Below are 15,383 nucleotides of genomic sequence, written 5' to 3'. Positions count from 1 at the left end.
TGTCAAGATGGGGGATTCCTCATAGAAGGTGCATATCTGTGCGTTGACGCTGACCAAAACAGACCAGCGCGGACGCGACCGCTGAACGGCTATTTTTGCACTACCAGGTATTGGCAGCATTGACCTGAATCATTGCGATCAGGCTTACCTCTTTTCGGCTCGCCTGGGGAAGGCGAGCGCATGAGCACAGATGAGACGGCGACCGCTCGTGCGGCCGCCGTCGCCACGTCGAATCAGAACGTCTCGTGATGCTCGTTCCGGCCGAGGTCCGCGTGAACCATCATGTGGCACAGTTGTTCAAGCGTGGTTTCCGGCTTCCAGCCGAGCTTCTCGTGCGCCTTGTCCGCGCAACCGATCAGCAGATCCACTTCAGCCGGACGGTAGAACTTCGGGTTCACGCGCACCAGCGTTTTGCCGGTGGCGACGTCGATACCGGTCTCGCGCTCTTCCTTGCCCGACCATTCGAGCTGATAGCCCGCCGCGGCGAACGCCATGCGCACGAAGTCGCGGACCGTCTCGGTGCGGCCGGTGGCGAGCACGAAGGTGTCGGGTTCATCGGCTTGCAGCATGCGCCACATGCCTTCCACGTATTCCAGTGCGAAACCCCAGTCGCGCTTGGCGCTCAGGTTGCCCAGTTCCAGCACGTCCTGTTTGCCGAGCTTGATCTTCGCGACAGTGTCCGTGATCTTGCGGGTGACGAATTCGCGGCCGCGTAGCGGCGATTCGTGATTGAACAGAATCCCGCTGCTCGCGAACAGGTTGTACGACTCGCGATAGTTGATAGTCGACCAGTGCGCAAACAGTTTGGCGACGCCATACGGGCTGCGCGGATAGAAAGGCGTGTCCTCGCGTTGCGGCACGGCCTGCACGAGGCCGAACATTTCCGACGTCGACGCCTGATAGAAACGGGTCTTCGGATTCAGAATGCGAATGCCTTCGAGCAGATTCAACGCGCCGATGCCGGTCACTTCGGCGGTCGTCACGGGCTGGTCGAACGAGACACCCACGAAGCTTTGCGCCGCGAGGTTGTACAACTCGTCGGCTTGCGCGCTTTCGAGCAGGCGCAGCGTCGAGCCGAGATCGGTCAGATCGTGCTCGACCAGACGCAGATTCGGATGATCGAGGACGCCCAGCTCACGAATGCGCCAGAAGTTGACCGAACTCGTGCGCCGGTAAGTGCCGGTCACGTGGTAGCCCTTGTCGAGCAGCAGTTTGGTCAGATAGGCGCCGTCCTGTCCGGATACGCCGGTGATGATCGCTTTGCGTGGTTGGCTCATAGCTTGCCTTCGATATTGGTAAAAGAGAAAGAGAAGTGCACGTGAAAAGGAGCGTCAAAGCGTGCCGTCCAGCAGTCGCCGCACCAGCGGATCGACGACCCGAAAATCCTGTTCCGCCTTGAGCCGGTACAAATCCGGCTTGGGATGCGCGCCGTCGGACATCTGCGTCTTCCAGTCCGGTAAATTGCTGATGGCCGCGAACTGATCGACGAGCGGCACCTGCTGTTCGGCGGCCACGCGGCGCGTCATTGCGACCATCGCGGCGAGCCGCGCGTTGAGGCGGTTGTCGGGCATCGGGTTCGAGGTTTGCAGAACCGGCTCTTTGCCGAGGGCGCGCGCGGTTTTCACGAGCGCCGTTTCGGCCGCGTAGAACTGCTCGGGCGTCTGGTTCTGCATCACTTCGTTAATGCCGTAATTGATCAACACGATCTGCGCGGAGGAAGCGGCGAGCCGTTCCTGCCACGGCAGACCGGCAGTCGGACCGGCGCGGCGGTTGCCGGTGCCGTCGCGCAACTGGGTCGCCGTCGTGCCGCCCACACCGTAGTTCGTGACGCGCACCCGTTGGCCGTACCGGGCTTGTAATTCGTCCTGCAAATAGGACACGGCGTTTTGCGGCTGCGGTCCACAGCGGCCGTTGCTGCATGTAATGCCGAGCGTGGTCGAATCGCCGTAGGCGTCCACCAGCACCTGCGATGCTGGATTGCCGGCGTGCGCATCCACTGCCAGTAAAACCAGCATCGACGCAGCGGCCGACACGCCCGCGGTGAGCCACGCGCGGCGCCTCATGCGCGGCTTTGCGGCGCTTGCGACGCGCCCCCTGACACGCTGCCGGCGGACGCATGGGCTTTGCCCGCCGAGCCGAAGATCAACCGTTTTTCGAACGCGAACCACGTGATGCTGGCGTAGGCGAGGGTGATCGCGAGCGCCAGCGCTGCCGTCAGATAGCGGTTCAGATGCAGCGGCCACAGCGTGTACAGCACGCTCAGGTGGATCAGATAGATCGTGTAGCTAATGGTGCCGATATAGACCAGCACGGGGTTGCACAGCAACCGTTTGACGATGCCCTTGCTTTGCAGGGCGATGACCACGACCGAAGTGCAAAGCACCAGCGAAACGCTGTAGAGCGCGGCGTTCGATAGCGGCGTATTGGCCGCCCGGAACCGCGGATAGTGCAGATGCAACCAGGCTAGCACGGCGAGTGCGGCAAAAAAACCGAGCACCGCGAGGCCCTTGAACGGTTCGAGTGCATTGCGATCGCGCCGCACGGCGACGGCGAGCAGCGCGCCGGCCGCCAGCAGGTCCATGCGGAACGGCGTCAGGTAATAGATGGGCCAGAACGAATCGAACCAGGGCGTGGCGACCGCGCGCAGTACCGGCACCAGCACGATCAACGCGGCCGCCACGTATCCGAGTACGCGCTCGGGCAGCAGCAGGATTACGAACGGCCAGAAGATATAGAACTGCTCTTCGACCGCCAGCGACCACAGCACATTCAGGCTGTCGTGACCGCTTTGATTGAGCGCCTCGCCGATATTGGTCGCGAAGAACGCATACCACTGCCAGTGCTGCGCCCAGCCGAAGCCGAACAGAATCGACGACACCACCATCAGCAACAGATAAGGCGGCAGGATGCGCCGCGCCCGGCGCGCATAGAAATAACCGAAATACGACTGCTGGCGCGCCTTGCGCTCGAGCAGGATGCCGGTAATCAGAAAACCGCTCAAAACAAAAAACAGATCGACGCCCATCCACAGCGGCGCCTTCAGGGCGTGCTGGGCAAATACCGCGAGCACGGCGATCGCGCGCAAGCCGTCGAGCTGCACGATGCGGCGAGAGTGAGAAGGCGCTAAGGGCAGTGCGCTAGCAGTCATGAACCGTCCATGGAGTGAAGCGGATGGGCCGGGCGAAGCGGGAACGGGGTTTGAGAGCAACAGCGTGCTCGCTTCGCATCGCAACGGAAGTGCATTCGATTCTAGGGAAAATAAATTGATGAAAAAACGGGAATGAAATGGATAAATGAATCAGATTGCAACAAGGTGTTTCGTTACCCATTCTCAATAGATTTTTATGCGTATGTCTTGTGGTTGTCGTAATCCGTAAGAAGTGCAGCCGGAATCGGGCTTCATCGGTAAGGATGGGACGCAAAGGCACGGCGGGAAGCCGCCTTCAGCGCCATTTCTATTTAATCTATTTTTAAATCATTTTCTTTCACAACGCTTAAAGCGCCGAATATTTTTGAATTATTTTCGATTTTCGTCACGGCATTCTTTCCGCGTAATGTGAGCCGTGCCGTGCGGGTCCGTTGCCCGGGCGCGGCACGGCCCGGATTGGAGGAATAACTTTGGCGCGTTTCACGTTCAAAACCTGGATTGCTGTATTCACCTATGCGGCCGGAATGACGGCGGCATCGGTCAGCTTCACGGCATCCGCGGAAACCGTGTTGAACGCGAAAAATTCCTGGATTGGCAACACCTTCGGTTTCGGCGACGGCACGTGGGCGCAAATCAACATCACCGCCATTGCGGTCGCGCCCGACGGCAAGGTCTATACAAACGCGCCATGGGACGAAAGCGGCGCCGAAGCGAGCGTCTACCAGAACGGCAAGATGCTGGGCTTCGCGGGTGGCACGCACGGCTGGGGCAATGGCGGCGGCAGCGCGATCGCGGTGAATCGTAAGTACGCCTTCGTGGCGATCACGGTCGGTAACGAGAAGGGGCATCTGGTCGAGCAGGGGGTGTGGCCGGAGAAAGGCAAGCAATGGTTCGGCATTTCGCGTCGGCAGATCGCCGATCCGAAGCGTGCCGCGCCATTTCAGCCGGCCGCAAAAAGCGCCGACCCGCATGCGCAACTGGCAGCGGGCTTTCTGATGATGAACGAAGTGCCGGCCGGCACGAGCGCTGAAATCGGCGGGTTGGCGGCGAACGACACCACGCTTTACGCGGCGAACACGGCGCGCGATCGCATCGAGGTGTATGACGCGGAATCGATGCAGCAGAAAACGACCTGGACCGTGCACGAGCCCGGCCGCATTGCGCTGGCCCCTGACGGCACGCTCTGGGTGTTGAGCGGCACGCGCAGCGATAAGGCGCCGCATGTGGAGCACTACACCGCCGCGGGCAAGCGCATCGACGACGCGTTTGCGTTGCCCGCCGATACGGTCGCGGTCGATATCGCATTGGATGCACAAGGCCGCGTTCTGATCGCCGACAACGGACCGCGCCAACAGGTGCTGTTTTTCAGCAGGAGCAATGGCCGTTATGCGGAGTCGGGCTCGCTCGGCGAGCGCGGCGGCATTTTCAGCGGCACGCCTGGCAAGCCAGGCCCACAGCGCTTCAACGGCCTGACCGGCGTGGGCGTGGATGCACGCGGCAACGTCTATGTGTCGACCAACGGCATCGGACCGCGTTACGACCCGATCGGCGCGGGCCTCGGCGCCACGCTCGAAAGCTATGCGCCGGATGGCAAACAGAACTGGCAGGTGCAAGGTTTGTTGTTCGTCGACGGCGCATGGATCGATCCGTCACGTCCGGACAGCGTCTATACCGGCAACAAACGCTTCGACCTCGATTTGTCGAAGCCTGCAGGACAGGACTGGAAATACGCGGGTTTTCTGTCGAATCGCTTCAAGTATCCCGACGACCCGGTCTTTCACACCGACCAATATCCCGGATTGCCGATCGCTCGCAAGCTCAAGGGACACACGTTCCTGTACCTGACCGACATGTACGCGGACCACCTGAAGATCTATCGCTTCGACCCGCAGCACGACGGCGAGACGGCGATTCCTTCGGGCTTCATCGCCGGGCGTGAGCGCGCGGTCGCCAAGGTGCCGAATGCGCCGCCGGGCGGCGACTGGATCTGGCGCGACGTGAATGGCGACGGCAAGTTCAACACGGACGAATTCACGCTCAACACGAGCGGCACGAAACTCGCGGGCGGTTGGGGCTGGTGGGTCGACAGCGCCGGCGACATCTGGCGCACCCGCGACAACAAGGGCATCTACCGCTTCCGTTTCGGTGGACTCGATGCGAAGGGCAACCCCATCTATGCGTATTCGAACCTGACGCAGTACCCGGTGCCGCCACCGTTCACCGAGCTCCATCGCGCGATCTACGAGCCCGGCACCGACACGATGTATGTGACCGGCTATACGCCCGATACGCCGGTGGATCGCGGCTTCTGGAAAGAAGTGGGCCGCGTGCTGGTGCGCTACGACAAATGGTCGAGCGGCAATCCGGTGCAGCGCTATTCGATCACGCTGCCGTGGACCACGCAGACCAAACCTATCGCCACGATCATCGGCCTCACGGTTGAAGGGCAATACCTCTTCGGCGTCGAGCCGGTCGGCGCGGTGCACGTGTGGGACAAGGACAGCGGCAAGGAGCTTGGGGTGATCCGTCCGGGTCCGGAAGTCGGTGGTGCGTCGGGCTGGGTCGATGTGCCAAACGGCATCAGCGCCGCGAAACGCAGCAATGGCGAGTACCTCGTGTTCGTCGAAGAGGACGCACGCGGGAAAGTGATGATGTATCGCTGGAAACCGTGACGCGGTGTGGGGCCGTTTTATTCGCAATATCAGGCAAACGCGCCAGGCAAAAACGCCACGCAAAAGCGCCACGCAAATGTAGTCAAACCCAAGGCATCCGATGGACAAAGGTATTCTCAAGAACGTAGCGATCAACTTCTTCGGGCTGGTATTGCCGACTTTCGTCTCGCTCGTGACCGTGCCGTCGTATATCAAGCTGCTCGGCGTCGAGCGCTACGGCGTGATCAGTCTCGTGTGGACCTTGATCGGCTACTTCGGGATTCTCGATCTCGGCATGAGCATGGCCGCGCAGAACCACATCTCGAAGGCACGTGCTTCGGGCGACAAGGGCGAGAGCGCGCGCGTGTTCTGGAGCGCGACGTGGCTCAATCTCGCGACCGGTGTGATCGGCGGCCTGATCATCTATTTCGGCGCGTTTCTGTACACCGCGTATTTCACCAAGGTGTCGCCCGAACTGCAGCATGAAGTCTATATGGCGCTGCCGTGGCTCGCGGTGGCGATTCCGATTGCCAATGTGTCGTGGGTGTTCGCCGGGGCGATCAACGGCGCGGAACGCTTTGGCGTCTACAACACCAATCAGACCATCGGCACCTTTCTGTTCCAGTTGCTGCCGCTCGGCGCCGCGCTGTGGCTGGGCGCGACCTTGCAGAACGTGCTCGCCGCCGCGGTATTCGCCCGCATTCTCGCGGCGATTCTGCTGGGCCGCTCCGCGCTGAAGGTGCTGGAGATTCGCAGCATTCTTCCGCCGCAACTCGGCGTGGCGAAGGGACTCTTCAACTTCGGCGGCTGGATGCTGATTGCGAGCGTCACCAACATGATCGCCGAATCGCTCGACCGTGTGATGCTCGGTACGAGTCTCGGCGCGCGTTTCGTCACGTACTACACCGTGCCGCAGAACCTCGTGACGCGCCTGAATATCGTGCCGACCGCACTGGTGCGCACGCTGTTTCCAAGGCTCTCGGCCGTGGGCCGCGCGGATGCGGACACCATCACGCAGCAGTCGCTCGAATTTCTCAACGGTGTGTTCACGCCGGTCGCACTGGTCGCGATGCTGGTGCTCGAGCCGTTTTTGCATCTGTGGGTCGGTAATGAAATTGCCACCGTGGCCGCACCGGTGGGCCGGATCATGATCGTCGCCGTGTGGTTGGTCGGCCAGGCGAACGTCACGCGGATTCTGATTCAGTCACAGGTCAACCCGGCCACCGCCGCGCGCGTCGGCTTGTTCGAATTGCCCTTGTTTGCAGGGGCATTGTGGCTCGGCATTGCGCATTTCGGGTTGACCGGCGCTGCGATGGCCGTGGCCGGCCGGGCGCTCTTCGACTACGCCGTGCTACTGCGGCTGTCGGCGATCCACGCCCGCCAGATCACGCTCGACATGCTCGCCCACCTCGTTTTTCTGCTGGCCAGCCTGTGGCTTGCCAGCTTCCTGCCAGGTCTCGCTCTTGCAATCGTCGCCGGCCTGTTGATGGTCGGCGCGAACGTTGCCTGGTCGATCACGATGACACCCGCTTTGCGCGATCTTGCGCGTTCACTGCTGTTGCGACTGAATCCGAGGAAAAGCGCATGAACCACGAAGTCCTTGAAGAAGCCGTGCTGCAACCCGCGACGCGCAGCGCACTGGCTGAACTCACCACCGTTCCCGGTGTTCAGGCGCCGTCGCGCCGCTCGGCGTTGCGCAGCGACAAGACGGTGCGTGTCGCGATCGTGCACGACTGGCTCGTCACCTATGCGGGCGCCGAGAAAGTGCTCGAGCAGATCGTCGCGTGCTTTCCGGACGCGGACCTGTTCAGCCTCGTCGATTTTCTCGACGACCGCAGCTTTCTGCGCGGCAAGCCGGTTACGACCTCGTTCATCCAGAAACTGCCGCGCGCACGCACCAGGTACCGCGCGTATCTGCCGTTGATGCCGCTCGCGATCGAGCAGCTCGACGTGTCGGCTTACGACGTGGTGATATCGAGCAGCCACGCCGTTGCAAAAGGGATTCTCACCGGCCCCGACCAGGTGCATATCAGCTATGTGCATTCGCCGATCCGCTATGCATGGGACTTGCAGCACCAGTACCTGCAGCAGTCGAAACTGACCGCCGGGCCGAAGTCGGCCATGGCGCGGCTGATTCTGCACTACATCCGCAACTGGGATATCCGCACGTCGAATTCGGTGGACGGCTTTGTTGCGAACTCCGACTTCATCGCGCGGCGGATCAGGAAGGTTTATCAGCGTGAAGCCCGGGTGATCTTTCCGCCCGTCGATGTCGAAGCGTTTGCGCTGTGCACCGAGAAGGATGATTTCTACCTGACCGCCTCGCGGATGGTGCCGTACAAGAAGATCGATCTGATCGTCGAGGCGTTCGCGCGAATGCCCGAGCGCAAGCTGATCGTGATTGGCGACGGCCCCGACATGCAGAAGATCCGCGCGAAGGCGGGGCCGAATGTCGAGATCATGGGTTATCAGCCGTTCAAGGTGCTCAAGGAAAAAATGAGCCGCGCGAAGGCTTTCGTGTTCGCCGCGGAAGAAGACTTCGGCATTTCAGTGGTCGAAGCGCAGGCATGCGGCACGCCGGTCATTGCCTACGGCAAGGGTGGGGCGCTTGAAACCGTGCGCGATCTGTCGGAGCCGCGGCCTACCGGCATGTTCTTCGACGAGCAGGACGTTGAGTCGATCGTCGCGGCGGTCGAGCGTTTCGACGGCCACGTGAAGCGTTTTTCGCCGGTGGATTGCCGCGCGAACGCCGAGCAGTTTTCGGCTGCTCATTTCCGCGAACGTTTCTTCGCTCACGTGCGGGCTTCGGTGCCGGCATTGCGCTCGGCGACGCTGCCCCCGTATGTCCCCTACAAAGCAGAACCAGGCGCCAATGCGCCGCGCATTCTCGCGGTCGACCAGAGCGGCGTGCTTGGCGGTGCGGAGTTATCGCTGCTGGAAATCGTCAAGGCTTTGCGCTCGCGCATCGAAGTCGTGCTGTTCGACGACGGTCCGTTCCACACCGCGCTGGCGAAAACCGGCGTGACCGTCAACGTGCTGGACGCCGGCGCATTGCGCAATGTGCGCAAGCAAGGTGGGTCGTTGCCGAAGGGCCAGGCGCTCAAGGGCTTGCTGTCGCTCGTGCGTGCTACCGCGAAACGCGCGCGTGACGCCGAAGTGATCTACGCGAACACGCAGCGTGCGATGGTGATCGGCGCGATTGCCGGCAAGCTCGCGAGGCGGCCGGTGGTCTGGCATCTGCGCGATATCGTGAGTCCCGAGCATTTCGGCGGCAAGCAGCTGGCGATCATCAAGTGGTGCGCGCGCCTCGGTCTCACGCACGTGATCGCCAATTCGGCGGCGTCCGCGCGTGCTTTCGCGGAACTCACGCATTTCGACAAAAAACGTATCGACGTGGTGTTCAACGGTATTTCCGCGACCCCGTTCGACGCGTTGCGCACGGTCCCGCAAGCGACGCTGCGCCAGCGCCTGAAGCTGCCGCAAGAGGCGTTTCTGGTCGGCTCGTTCAGCCGCCTCGCGCGCTGGAAGGGGCAACACGTGCTGCTCGAAGCGATGGTCCTCAATCCGCAGATGCATGCGGTGCTGGTGGGCGCGCCGCTATTCGGCGAGGACGCGTACGAAATCGAACTGCACGCCTTCGTCGCCGCGCACAACCTGGGCAACCGAGTGCATTTTCTCGGCTTCCAGCACGATATTCCGGCTTGCATGTGCGCGGTCGATGCGGTCGTTCACACGTCGATTACGCCGGAGCCGTTCGGTCGCGTGATCGTCGAGGGAATGCTGGCGCAGCGGCCGGTCGTGGCGGCACGCGCGGGCGGCGTGCTGGAGATCATCGACGATTACGAAAACGGCGTGCTATGCACGCCTGGCGACGCGCATGGTCTCGCCGATACGCTGGCTGAGTTGCGCTCGAACGACGATCTGCGTAACAGGCTGGTCAGGAACGGTTATCAGACCGCGTTGAGCCGGTTCGGGACGGCGACGTATGTGGAAGGTGTCGAGCGGATTCTGAAGCGCGTGGCGGGGCGCTAAGAGAGCGCTATGGGGTTTATGTGGGCTGTCAGACGGATGATGGAGTGCGGTGATTTAACGCGAGAGTAGGCAGGGATTCGGCCAGTCTCTGTCGTTAGCGCAACGGAGCGAAAGTCCCACGGACTTCCGCTCCGTTTTTTTCGCACCGTGCGCCGCCTATGCAACCGGGTTGCACAACGTGCTCGCAGCGGCACGCCTTGCTCTCGTTGTCGAAGGAGAAACCTGTTTCTGAACGGAACATGGTGTTTCCCCGACCTTCTTGCTGCATCGCTCTCAGGCGGCCTTCACGCCACGCTTCGACTTAAAACTCGCCGACCACTTCATCGCCGGCAGTTCGACCAGCCGGTAAAACACGTAAGCCATCGGCACCGCCACCAGCATGTAGCCGAACGACGGCCAGATCGACATCTGCAGCGACGAGCGGAACAGGATCGACGAGAGCAGCACGAAGATCGGCAAATGGATCAGGTACAGCGAAAAGCTGAAGTCGCCGAAACGCGACAGGAGGCGCACGCCGGGCGTGTCGGCATGGCGGCGCTCCAGCGCCTTGTACAGGTAGAACGCGAAACCGACGGCCCATAACTGGAACGCGCCATACTGGCCGAAATGGAACGCCGCGCAGCCGAGCGCGATGAACGCCGCGGCCAGCACGTAGAGCCACGCCGAGGAGCGCGCATCCGGCGCGCGATGCGCCTTCGCGTCGGCGATCCATGCGCCGAGCATCCACGAAAACCAATAGGACGTGAAGAACTGGATATCGTGGCGTTCGAGCCCATACGCGGACACGACGTTGATCACCGCGACGATTGCCAGCACGGAGGTCATGCCCAGACGCCGGCGCAGCGCGAATAGCAGCGGATAGATCGCGTAGAACTGCACTTCGAGCGAAAGGGTCCAGAGCGCGCCGTTCGACCCGAACGTCTTGCCGGCCACGCCTTGCAGCGAAAACAGATTGACGAGAAATGCCTGCAGCCCAATCTCGCGGATCTTGTGATTGACCGGCGGCAATTGCAGGCTGACCCAGTCGAGTGCAAAAGTCAGCACGAGCGCCGCAAGCAGCACCGGATAAATGCGTGCGAAACGGCGCATCCAGAAATTGCTGGTGTCGAGCCGGTAGTCGGGATTTTTTGCCAGACGTAGCGCGCCGCCGCGATGAATGCAGTAGCCGCTGATCACGAAGAAAATCGGCACACCGGCCGAACCCCACGCAATCGGGAACGTCAGATAGGCGGCAAGCGTGCTCAGACTGAATGTGTGGCCAACGCTTTGGTGAAAAGCCTGCATGCCGACCCATTCCACCTGGCGGCAATGAAAATACGCGACCAGCAGCGCGGCAAAGCCCCGCATGGCGTCGATGACATGTTCCTTGCCGGCGCTGTCGGCGCGCGCTTCGCTCTGCGTGCGCGGCGCGGCAGCCGGTCGTGACGGGGAAAGGGGCAGGGATGAGCCGGCGGCATCCAGTGCTGAGTCGCTCATGCGCGATCCTTATTCTGAAGGAAGAAAAGCTTATTCCCGGGGGCGCCCGCTTATTCTATGGCGCGCCCGCGGTGCATCACATGCTAGTGCACTGCGGAGGTAAAAAATCGATAAAAAATTGCGTGATGAATCGAATGAAATGGCGATTTTGTGACGAATTGTAATTACGCATAAGCACTTGCTACATCGAATTATTTGCCGGTTTTGTTGTGCTAATTTAAGACACGGATTCTCTGACCAGAGGTGAAGTCATGAACCTGCATTTACTCGCCGGCATTGCCGTGCTGTTGATCCTTGTCGCCGCCTCCGCCTACCGGGAGGCGCTGCGCAACGAGCCGATCCGCCGTTTCCGCATGAACCCGGGCAAGCTTCCCCAACTCGACGAGAACGAATGATCGGTGTCTGGAAGCGCTCGGGCGCTTCCACGATCCGCGTTCGGAGCCGCTTGAGGCACCCCGCGACCGTCTTCGCCGGATATGTAAAATTTTCGGAATTTCCGAAAATAATTCGATGCCGGGACGTAATTGTTTCCTGATTTATTCCACGATCTGGCATATCGAAAGCCAATCGATTTATTTACTGAAATTGAACAAAATTCACGCCTGAAATAGATTAATTTTTTTGTTAGTCTTTTCGGCGACATCGAGTGGCCGCGAGGCCCGCGAACACACACTAATTTCTAACCGATGTGGGAATGCCTACCATGCTGAAAGTCACCAAAGCCGTGTTTCCCGTAGCGGGCCTCGGGACACGATTTTTGCCGGCTACCAAAGCAAGTCCCAAGGAAATGCTGCCGATCGTCGACAAGCCGCTGATTCAGTACGCGGTTGAAGAAGCGATTGCTGCCGGCATCACTGAAATGATCTTCGTGACGGGCCGCAGCAAGCGCGCTATCGAAGATCATTTCGACAAGTCCTACGAGATCGAAGCGGAACTCGAAGCGCGCAACAAACAGAAGCTGCTCGACCTCGTGCGCAGCATCAAGCCGGCCAATGTCGATTGTTTCTATGTGCGGCAGGCCGAAGCGCTCGGTCTGGGTCACGCGGTGCTGTGCGCCGAGAAACTGGTGGGCGACAGTCCGTTCGCCGTGATTCTGGCTGACGATTTACTGCATAGCTCGAAGCCGGTGATGAGCCAGCTCGTCGACACGTTCAATCACTATCACAGCTCGGTGATTGGCGTCGAAACCATCGCGCGCGAAGACAGCCGCTCGTACGGCGTCGTGGATGGCCGCGAGTGGGAAGACAATGTGATCAAGCTGTCGGGCATCGTCGAAAAGCCGGCGCCGGACAAGGCGCCGTCGAACCTCGGCGTGGTAGGCCGCTACGTGCTGATGCCGACTATCTTCAAGCATATCCGCGCGCTCAAGCCGGGCGCGGGCGGTGAGTTGCAATTGACCGACGCGGTGCAATCGCTGCTGACTGAAGAGCAGGTGCTCGCGTACCGCTACTTCGGCACACGCTTCGATTGCGGCAGCAAGCTGGGCTATCTGAAGGCGACGGTGGAATTCGCGCTGCGTCATCCGGAAGTGAAGGCGGAGTTCGAAGCGTATTTGCAAACGTATATGCAGGCGAATATGCCAGCCAATGTGCCGGCGCAATATACGGCCGAAGCGGCTTAAGGTGTAAGAGACGAACGCTTCACGCAGAAGCAACGCGCAGCACTACCGCGCAAATTAAAACGGGCGCCACATCACGCGGTGCCCGTCTTTCTTTCCGGCCTGGCTTAGAGCTTGGTTGCGGCTTGGTCGCAGCCTAGTTGCAGCTTAGTTGCGACTGGAACCCAGGCGAACCCGACAGATCGTGCCTGATACCCGAGCCCCGCCCCAAAAAGCCCTTACTGCGCCTTCTTCACTTCGAGCCGGAACTTATGCAGCAACGGTTCCGTATAGCCGCTCGGTTGTGCACGTCCTTCGAACACCAGCGCCTGCGCGGCCTTGAACGCCAGCGTGTCGAAGCCCGGCGCCATCGGCTGATAGTGCGGGTCGCCCGCGTTCTGCTCGTCGACCACCTTCGCCATCCGCTTGAAGGTTTCTTCGACCAGTTCGCGCGTCACGACGCCGTGATGCAGCCAGTTCGCAATGTGCTGGCTGGAGATACGCAGCGTTGCACGGTCTTCCATCAGACCGACGTTGTGAATGTCCGGCACCTTCGAGCAGCCCACGCCCTGATCGACCCAGCGCACCACGTAGCCGAGAATGCCTTGCGCGTTGTTCTCGACTTCGCTGCGGATCTCGTCCGCGTTCCACTTCGCCTTGGCGACGACCGGAATCGTCAGCAGGCCGTCGAGCAGTTCGTCACGCACCTTCGCGTAATCCGTGCGTTCGAGTTCCTGCTGAACCGCTTGCACGTCGACCTGGTGATAATGCAGCGCATGCAGCGTCGCGGCGGTCGGCGAGGGGACCCAGGCGGTGTTCGCACCGGCCTTCGGATGCGCGATCTTCTGTTCGAGCATGGCGTGCATCAGATCGGGCATCGCCCACATGCCCTTGCCGATCTGCGAGCGGCCGCGCAGGCCCGCGCTCAAACCGGCCAGCACGTTGCTGCGCTCGTACGCGGTAATCCATGCGCTCGACTTCATGTCGCCCTTGCGCATCATCGGGCCGGCTTCCATCGCCGTATGCATTTCGTCGCCGGTGCGGTCGAGGAAACCCGTGTTGATGAACGCAACGCGCTCGGACGCTTCGCCGATGCAGGCGAGCAGGTTGACGCTGGTGCGGCGCTCCTCGTCCATGATGCCCATCTTGATCGTGTTGCGCGGCAGCTTCAGCAGGTCTTCGACGCGCGCGAACACCTCGCTCGCGAATGCGACTTCGGCCGGACCGTGCATTTTCGGCTTCACGATATAGATCGAGCCGGTGCGTGAATTCAGCTTGTGCTGGCGGTCGTGCAGCGCGCACAGCGTGGTGATGACGGCGTCGAGAATGCCTTCCGGAATCTCCTGGCCGTCTTTCGTCAACACCGCCGGATTCGTCATCAAATGACCGACGTTGCGGATGAACAGCAGCGAGCGGCCATGCAGCTTGACGGGCTTGCCATCCGCGCCGGTGTACTCGCGATCGGCGTTCAGACGGCGCGTGAAGGTCTTGCCGCCCTTCGTGACTTCTTCCGTCAGGGTGCCGTTCATCAGGCCGAGCCAGTTGCGATAGAGCTGCACCTTGTCGTCCGCATCCACTGCTGCAACCGAGTCTTCACAGTCGATGATCGTGCTCACCGCTGCTTCGACCAGCACGTCCTTCACGTGCGCCGAATCGGTCTTGCCGATCGAATCGTTCGCGTCGATCTGGATTTCGAAGTGCAGGCCGTTGTGCTTCAACAGCACGGCGGACGGCGTGCTCGCCTCGCCCTGATAGCCGATGAACTGCGCCGGCGTTTTCAGTTCGGTCTTGCCGTTCTTCAGCGTGACGACCAGCTTGCCGCCTTCGACGCTATACAGCGTGGCGTCGACGTGCGAGCCGTTCGCGAGCGGGGCGGCTTCGTCGAGAAACTTGCGGGCATAAGCGATCACCGCGGCGCCGCGCGCCGGATTGAAGGCCTTCTGCTTTTCGGCGCCGTTGGTCTCGGGGATCGCGTCGGTGCCGTACAGTGCGTCGTACAGGCTGCCCCAGCGCGCGTTGGCGGCGTTGAGCGCATAGCGCTGATTCGACAGCGGTACGACGAGCTGCGGGCCGGCCTGTTCGGCGATTTCGGTGTCCACGTGGTCGGTCGTGGCTTTGACGCTTGCCGGCGACGGCACGATGTACCCGATGCCTTCGAGGAAGGCGCGGTACGCGCGCAGATCACGCACCGGACCTGGATTGGCGCGATGCCAGGTGTCGAGTTCGGTTTGCAGGCGGTCGCGCTCGGCCAGCAGCGCACGGTTCTTGGGCGCCAGCTCGTGCACGAGGGCGTCGAAACCCGACCAGAATGCTGCGCTGTCGAGTCCGGTGCCGGGCAGGGCTTCGGTTTCGACGAACTGGTCGAGGTTGGCGGCGACTTGCAGTCCACCGCGCGGGTTCATCTGATTCATCGACTGCTCCATCCTTGAATGGGACCGATGTGGGGGCACCGGTCCGTGTTGTTTCGTTTTTATTGCCG

General features: G+C 61.3%; 10 protein-coding genes. 5 read left to right on the top strand and 5 right to left on the bottom strand.

Annotated features, from left to right (window positions below; all coding sequences use genetic code 11):
* Nucleotides 1-233: 233 nt before the first annotated feature.
* The 3 genes from gmd to PQQ95_RS32890 are packed head-to-tail and all read right to left on the bottom strand — an operon-like array spanning nt 234 to nt 3,148.
* Nucleotides 234-1,277 (bottom strand): GDP-mannose 4,6-dehydratase, encoded by a 1,044-nt coding sequence (gmd, locus tag PQQ95_RS32900; protein ID WP_408445584.1) that lies wholly within the window; start codon nt 1,275-1,277, stop codon nt 234-236.
* Nucleotides 1,278-1,331: 54 nt separating this feature from the next.
* Nucleotides 1,332-2,063: an SGNH/GDSL hydrolase family protein gene (locus PQQ95_RS32895; protein WP_408445581.1), complete on the bottom strand. Its 732-nt coding sequence runs from the start codon at nt 2,061-2,063 to the stop codon at nt 1,332-1,334.
* Nucleotides 2,060-3,148, bottom strand: a complete 1,089-nt coding sequence (locus tag PQQ95_RS32890) for an acyltransferase family protein (RefSeq protein WP_408445579.1) — start codon at nt 3,146-3,148, stop codon at nt 2,060-2,062. The genes PQQ95_RS32895 and PQQ95_RS32890 overlap by 4 nt, the downstream gene beginning before the upstream one ends.
* A gap of 470 nt (nt 3,149-3,618) precedes the next feature.
* Here PQQ95_RS32890 and PQQ95_RS32885 point away from each other — a divergent pair, with 470 nt between their 5' ends.
* From PQQ95_RS32885 to PQQ95_RS32875, 3 genes are all read left to right on the top strand, one after another.
* Complete coding sequence (locus PQQ95_RS32885) at nt 3,619-5,820, top strand: NHL repeat-containing protein (RefSeq protein ID WP_408445577.1); 2,202 nt, start codon at nt 3,619-3,621, stop codon at nt 5,818-5,820.
* A gap of 100 nt (nt 5,821-5,920) precedes the next feature.
* Complete coding sequence (locus PQQ95_RS32880) at nt 5,921-7,387, top strand: flippase (protein ID WP_408445574.1); 1,467 nt, start codon at nt 5,921-5,923, stop codon at nt 7,385-7,387.
* Entirely contained in the window at nt 7,384-9,831 is a 2,448-nt protein-coding gene (locus tag PQQ95_RS32875) for a glycosyltransferase family 4 protein (protein ID WP_408445571.1), read from the top strand. Before PQQ95_RS32880 ends, PQQ95_RS32875 begins: the two co-directional genes overlap by 4 nt.
* Before the next feature lie 273 nt (nt 9,832-10,104).
* Here the strand turns inward: PQQ95_RS32875 and PQQ95_RS32870 are convergent, their stop codons facing one another.
* Nucleotides 10,105-11,307: an acyltransferase family protein gene (locus PQQ95_RS32870; protein WP_408445568.1), complete on the bottom strand. Its 1,203-nt coding sequence runs from the start codon at nt 11,305-11,307 to the stop codon at nt 10,105-10,107.
* 251 nt (nt 11,308-11,558) lie between these two features.
* On the opposite strand from PQQ95_RS32870, the gene PQQ95_RS32865 reads away from it, so the two are divergent.
* Both PQQ95_RS32865 and galU read left to right on the top strand, forming a co-directional pair.
* Nucleotides 11,559-11,702: a hypothetical protein gene (locus PQQ95_RS32865; protein ID WP_165923841.1), complete on the top strand. Its 144-nt coding sequence runs from the start codon at nt 11,559-11,561 to the stop codon at nt 11,700-11,702.
* A gap of 308 nt (nt 11,703-12,010) precedes the next feature.
* Nucleotides 12,011-12,928: a UTP--glucose-1-phosphate uridylyltransferase GalU gene (gene galU, locus PQQ95_RS32860; protein ID WP_408445566.1), complete on the top strand. Its 918-nt coding sequence runs from the start codon at nt 12,011-12,013 to the stop codon at nt 12,926-12,928.
* Between the two features lie 215 nt (nt 12,929-13,143).
* Here the strand turns inward: galU and PQQ95_RS32855 are convergent, their stop codons facing one another.
* Nucleotides 13,144-15,315, bottom strand: a complete 2,172-nt coding sequence (locus PQQ95_RS32855; protein ID WP_408445563.1) for a malate synthase G — start codon at nt 15,313-15,315, stop codon at nt 13,144-13,146.
* Nucleotides 15,316-15,383 lie beyond the last annotated feature (68 nt).

This window comes from Paraburkholderia caffeinilytica (genome assembly GCF_046030355.1).
In the GTDB taxonomy this organism is placed as follows: Bacteria; Pseudomonadota; Gammaproteobacteria; order Burkholderiales; family Burkholderiaceae; genus Paraburkholderia; species Paraburkholderia caffeinilytica_B.
This window is presented reverse-complemented; position numbering and strand designations above follow the sequence as displayed.

What these genes read in the sequence shown, in the direction of transcription:
- gmd (WP_408445584.1), bottom strand. Translation starts at nt 1,277, where the DNA reads ATGAGCCAACCACGCAAAGCGATCATCACCGGCGTATCCGGACAGGAC.
- PQQ95_RS32895 (WP_408445581.1), bottom strand. Translation starts at nt 2,063, where the DNA reads ATGAGGCGCCGCGCGTGGCTCACCGCGGGCGTGTCGGCCGCTGCGTCG.
- PQQ95_RS32890 (WP_408445579.1), bottom strand. Translation starts at nt 3,148, where the DNA reads ATGACTGCTAGCGCACTGCCCTTAGCGCCTTCTCACTCTCGCCGCATC.
- PQQ95_RS32880 (WP_408445574.1), top strand. Translation starts at nt 5,921, where the DNA reads ATGGACAAAGGTATTCTCAAGAACGTAGCGATCAACTTCTTCGGGCTG.
- PQQ95_RS32875 (WP_408445571.1), top strand. Translation starts at nt 7,384, where the DNA reads ATGAACCACGAAGTCCTTGAAGAAGCCGTGCTGCAACCCGCGACGCGC.
- PQQ95_RS32870 (WP_408445568.1), bottom strand. Translation starts at nt 11,307, where the DNA reads ATGAGCGACTCAGCACTGGATGCCGCCGGCTCATCCCTGCCCCTTTCC.
- PQQ95_RS32865 (WP_165923841.1), top strand. Translation starts at nt 11,559, where the DNA reads ATGAACCTGCATTTACTCGCCGGCATTGCCGTGCTGTTGATCCTTGTC.
- galU (WP_408445566.1), top strand. Translation starts at nt 12,011, where the DNA reads ATGCTGAAAGTCACCAAAGCCGTGTTTCCCGTAGCGGGCCTCGGGACA.
- PQQ95_RS32855 (WP_408445563.1), bottom strand. Translation starts at nt 15,315, where the DNA reads ATGAATCAGATGAACCCGCGCGGTGGACTGCAAGTCGCCGCCAACCTC.